Genomic DNA, 5068 nt, shown 5'->3' with positions numbered 1-5068 from the left:
CGGCGATGGCGCGGCGCGGCGCTATCTGGGCAGCGGCGCGCCGCTCGCCGTGCTCGATGCGCGCGGTGCGGTGGGCGACGGCCTTGCGGCGGCACAGGCATTCGGCGACGCGGCGCGCGTCAAGGGTGGCGCGCTACTCGTGCTGGTATCGCGCGACGATGTCGCGGCGCTTGGCGACTTCCACGCCGCCGGCGCGACGCATTTCCTCGCCAGCCCGTTTACCGAAGCCGAGTTCGCGCAGGCGCTGCGCTTCGCGTGGCGTTTCGTCGAACGCATGGCGGGCGAATGGCAGGGGCGCCCGGTCGATCTGCTCGGCTGGCGGTATAACCGGGACACGCGACGCGTGAGATTGACGCCGGGCTTAGCGAAACGGCTCGATCAGGCCGAGGATGTCGGGCTGACCGAGGCGCTCCGCGCGCTGGCGATCGACGACCGGCGCGGGGCGGCATCGGCGGTTCGCCGCGTGCGCGGGGGCGGCGCGACTGCCTTCGCGCACGATCAGGCCGGGTTCGGGCGGTTGGTCCATCATGTACAGGCGGCGGCGGACGATCCCTGGGTTCACGGGCTGATCGAAGAGTTGGGTGCGGCACCAGACGTTGCGGCGGAAACCGACGACGCGCTGGAGGGGTCGCTCGATCCGGTCGCGGCGCGCGCATGGATCGACCGGCGGCTGGCGCGCGGCGAGCAAGCGAGCGTCATCCTGATCGCGCTAAGCCGGTTCGACCTGGTCAATTCGGGGTACGGCCGCGCGGCTGGCGACTCGCTGATCCGCGCGGCGGGGCGGCGGATCGCCAGCGAGGCGCGCCCCGTTCTGGGCAAACGCCATGTGGTGGCGCGGTTAAAGGGCCCGGAATTCATGGTCGGGATCGAACAAGCGGTCGATGCCGAAGCGCTCGCCGGGACGCTTTCGGGGGCGCTGGCGCGACCGTTCGCGATCGACGGGGCGCTGGTCTCGGTCGGCGCGCGGGTCGGCGTGGCGACCGCGCGGGAAGATGAGTCGGGAGATACGCTGCTGCGCCGCGCCAACGACGCGCTCGACGATGCGCGGGCGTCGGACGGCGCGACAATCCGCGTCGCCGGGGATGCCGCGAACGCGGATGCGCTGTCGGTCGATTTGCGCCGCGCGATCGAGGGCGGCGAGATCGGCGTGCTGTTCCAGCCGCAAGTGGCGATCGCGACCGGCAAGATCACCGGCGTCGAGGCGCTGGCGCGGTGGGAGCATTCCGTGTTCGGGGCGGTCGGCGCCGAACAGTTGTTCGCCGCCGCGGACCGCGCGGATCTGGGCCTCGCGCTGTCGGACCATATCCAGCGCCTCGCGCTCGAAACCGCGGCGGCGTGGCCGGAGGCGCTGGCGAACCAGCGGCTGTCGATCAACCTGACCGCCGCCGACATCGCGCGGCCGGGCTTCGCCGACCTGTTCCTCGATCGAGTCGATGCGGCGCGGTTCGCGCGGGGCCGGCTGACGGTGGAGATCACCGAAAGCGGGCTGATCGACGATCTCGGCGCAGCCGCGCAATTGCTCGCGGTGTTGCGCCAGGCGGGATGCCGAGTCGCGATCGACGATTTCGGGACGGGCTATTCGAGCCTCGCCTATCTCAAGGCGCTCCCGCTCGATTATCTCAAGATCGATAAGAAGCTCGCGCAGGACATCGCCGGCACCCCGCGCGACCGCGTGGTGGTGCGCGGGGTGATCGAAATGGCGCGCTCGCTCGGGCTGACGGTGATCGCCGAAGGTGTGGAGACCGAGGAACAGCTCGACCTGCTGGCGAAGGAAGGGTGCCAATATTATCAGGGTTTCCTGTGCGCGGAGCCCTTGACCAGCGCGGCGTTAGGAGCCTTGATCGCCGCACGATGAGCGACGAGAATCTGACCGGGATCTGGTATGGACGCTACGTTGCGGCGACCCACGACGAGGTCAACGGCTTCATCGCGCATCTCGAGGAAACGGGCGGCGTCCTGTCTGGCGTCATCACCGAACCCGATACCACCGGTCAAGTCGATGTGCGGCGCGCTTATGTCAGCGGTCGCCGCGCGGGTGCTGCGATCGAATTCACCAAGCAATATGACGGCGGCGCGCTGGCGCATGCCGTTCGATATTGGGGACTGGTCAACGACGATGCGACCGAAGTCGGCGGGCGCTGGCGGATCGTTTACCATCACGGCAGCTTCGTGATGTCCCGCGAGAAATTCCGCGCGGATGAACTCGAAGAGGCCGAGGATGTCGAAGCCCGTGTCCCCGAATCGGTACGCTAACCTGCCGCCTTCGCCAGCCCCTTCGCCAATTGCAGCGCGCCGTTGAGCCGCGCCGGCGGGTCGGCCCATTCGCGCGCGATAACCAATTTGCTGTCGGGGCGCAGCCTGGCGACGCCCTGAAGCCGAGCGACATAGGCGAGCAGGCCGTCGATATTGGGCGGCTTGTCGTCGTGGAACGTGACCAACGCGCCCTTCTGCCCGACGTCGATCTTGGCGACGCAGGCGCGCTTGGCGTGGAGTTTGATTTCGATGAGCTTGATCAGGTTCGCAGTCGCGTCCGGCAGTGGGCCGAACCGGTCGATCATCTCCGCGGCGAACGCCTCGACGCCGTCCTGTTCGTCGAGGTCGTTGAGACGGCGATAGAGCCCCATGCGCAGGTCGAGGTCGGGAACATAGTCCTCGGGGATCATGATCGGCGCGTCGACGGTAATCTGCGGCGAGAAGTCGCGTGGGCGGCTAGCGAAGCCGCCCGCCTTGGCGTCCATGATCGCCTCCTCCAGCATCGCCTGGTACAGTTCGTACCCAACCTCGCGGATATGCCCCGATTGCTCGTCGCCGAGCAGATTGCCCGCGCCGCGAATGTCGAGGTCATAGCTGGCGAGCTGGAACCCTGCGCCGATCGTGTCGAGATCGCTTAGCACCTTGAGCCGCTTGTCCGCGGTTTCGGTGACGATCCGGTTGGGCAGGGTAGTCATGTACGCATAGGCGCGCGTCTTCGAGCGGCCCACGCGGCCGCGCAGCTGATAGAGTTGCGCGAGACCGAAGCGATCGGCGCGGTGGACGATCATGGTGTTGGCGCTCGGGATGTCGAGCCCGCTTTCGACGATCGTGGTCGAGACGAGCACCTCGAACTTCTTGTCGTAGAAGGCGGACATGCGCTCCTCGACCTCGCCCGCGCCCATCTGGCCGTGCGCGACGACATAGCGGACCTCGGGGACGGATTCGCGAAGAAATTCCTCGATCTCGGGCAGGTCCTTGATGCGCGGTGTCACGAAGAAACTCTGCCCGCCACGGTAATGCTCGCGCAGCAGCGCCTCGCGCAGTACGACGGGATCCCACGGCATCACGTACGTGCGCACCGCGAGGCGATCGACCGGCGGGGTCTGGATCACCGACAGGTCGCGGATGCCCGACATCGCCATCTGCAAGGTGCGCGGGATTGGGGTGGCGGTCAGCGTCAGGACATGGACGTCGGCGCGCAGCGTCTTGAGCCGTTCCTTGTGCGTGACGCCAAAGCGCTGTTCTTCATCCACGACAACAAGCCCAAGCCGCTTGAACTCGATCGATTTCGCCAGAATCGCGTGGGTGCCGACGATGAGGTCGACCGTGCCGTCGGCCAAGCCTTCGCGTGTCGCCTTCGCTTCCGCCGTGCCAACCAGCCGCGACAGGCGGCCGATCTTGATCGGGAAGCCTTCGAACCGCGTGACGAAATTGTTGTAATGCTGGCGCGCGAGCAGGGTAGTCGGGCACACGATCGCGACTTGCTTGCCCGCCATCGCCGCGGCGAACGCGGCGCGCAAAGCCACCTCGGTCTTGCCGAAGCCGACATCGCCGACCACCAGCCGGTCCATCGGCTTGCCCGCAGCCATGTCGCCAAGCACGTCGTCGATCGCGCGATCCTGGTCGTCGGTTTCCTCGTACGGGAAGCGATCGACGAACGCGGGATAGCCGCTTTCGTCGGGCTCGATGACGTCGCCGGGATGGAGCGCGCGCTCGGCGGCGGTCGCGATCAGCTCGCCGGCGATCTCGCGGATGCGCTCCTTCATGCGGCTCTTGCGCCGCTGCCACGCCTCGCCGCCGAGCCGGTCGAGCGTGCCGCCTTCGTCCGACCCGTAGCGGCTCAGCACTTCGAGATTTTCGACCGGGACGTAGAGCTTGTCGCCGCCGGCATACGTCAGCGCGACGCAATCGTGCGGCGCCTTCTGCACCGGGATTTGGGTCAGCCCTTCGTAACGCCCGATGCCGTGGTCGGCGTGGACGACGAGATCGCCGGGGGAAAGCGTGGCGAGTTCGGCAAGGAACGCGTCGGCCGATTTCTTGCGCCGGTTACGCCGAACCAACCGGTCACCGAGCATATCCTGCTCGGTGAGCAGCGCCACGTCCGGTGCGTTGAAGCCGTGGTCGAGCGGCAGGATGGTGAGCGCGACGCCCCCAGAAGCGTTGGCTCCCGCTGCGCCGAGTGCCTCCTGCCAGGTATCGACCAGCACCGCGCCGGTCAGGTCATGATCGTGCAACAACCCCGCAAGCCGCTCGCGCGACCCGGCGGAATAGCTGGCGAGGATCGGTTTCTTCTTGCCCTTGCGTAGCTTGTCGAGGTGTTCGACCACGGCTTCGTAGATATTGACCCCGCTCGACCGCTCGGGCGCGAAGTCGCGTGGGCCATCGACGTCGTAGTCGATGTCGGTGGCTCTTTCGGGTTCGTGGAACGGCGTGGTCAGGTGCGCCTTGGCCGTTGCCAGCTTGGCCGCCCATTCGTCGGCGGTCAGATACAGCGCGTTCGCCCGAAGCGGGCGGTACGAACCGGGATCGCCCGACTGCGCTCTGACTCGGTTGGCGTGATAATCGGTGATCGCTTCGAGCCGTTGCTCGGCGGCGGCGGGGACGCCGGCTTCGCGCACGACCAGCGCTTCGTCGCCAATATGGTCGAACAGGGTTTCCAGCCGCTCTTCGAACAGCGGCAGCCAATGTTCCATCCCGGCCAGCCGCCGGCCCTCGCTGATCGCCTGATAGAGCGGGTCGCCGGTCGCGGTCGCGCCGAATGTCTCGCGATAGCGCGCGCGGAAGCGTTTGATCGATTCGTCGTCGAGCAACGCTT

At 67.4% G+C, this 5068-nt stretch carries 3 protein-coding genes; 2 read left to right on the top strand and 1 reads right to left on the bottom strand.

Features of this window, described 5'->3' with window-relative positions:
• Nucleotides 1–1855, top strand: a 1855-nt coding sequence (locus tag JWM94_RS08940) for a bifunctional diguanylate cyclase/phosphodiesterase (RefSeq protein WP_299425212.1), incomplete at its 5' end; no start/stop codon positions are given.
• Nucleotides 1852–2253: a hypothetical protein gene (locus tag JWM94_RS08935; protein ID WP_299425210.1), complete on the top strand. Its 402-nt coding sequence runs from the start codon at nucleotides 1852–1854 to the stop codon at nucleotides 2251–2253. The genes JWM94_RS08940 and JWM94_RS08935, both read left to right, overlap by 4 nt.
• Here the strand turns inward: JWM94_RS08935 and mfd are convergent.
• A partial coding sequence (gene mfd, locus JWM94_RS08930) for a transcription-repair coupling factor (protein WP_299425208.1) occupies nucleotides 2250–5068 on the bottom strand: 2819 nt, incomplete at its 5' end. The genes JWM94_RS08935 and mfd overlap by 4 nt on opposite strands.

It is taken from the genome of Sphingomonas bacterium (assembly GCF_028289855.1).
GTDB lineage: Bacteria > Pseudomonadota > Alphaproteobacteria > Sphingomonadales > Sphingomonadaceae > Sphingomonas.
This window is presented reverse-complemented; position numbering and strand designations above follow the sequence as displayed.

What these genes read in the sequence shown, in the direction of transcription:
- JWM94_RS08935 (WP_299425210.1), top strand. Translation starts at nt 1,852, where the DNA reads ATGAGCGACGAGAATCTGACCGGGATCTGGTATGGACGCTACGTTGCG.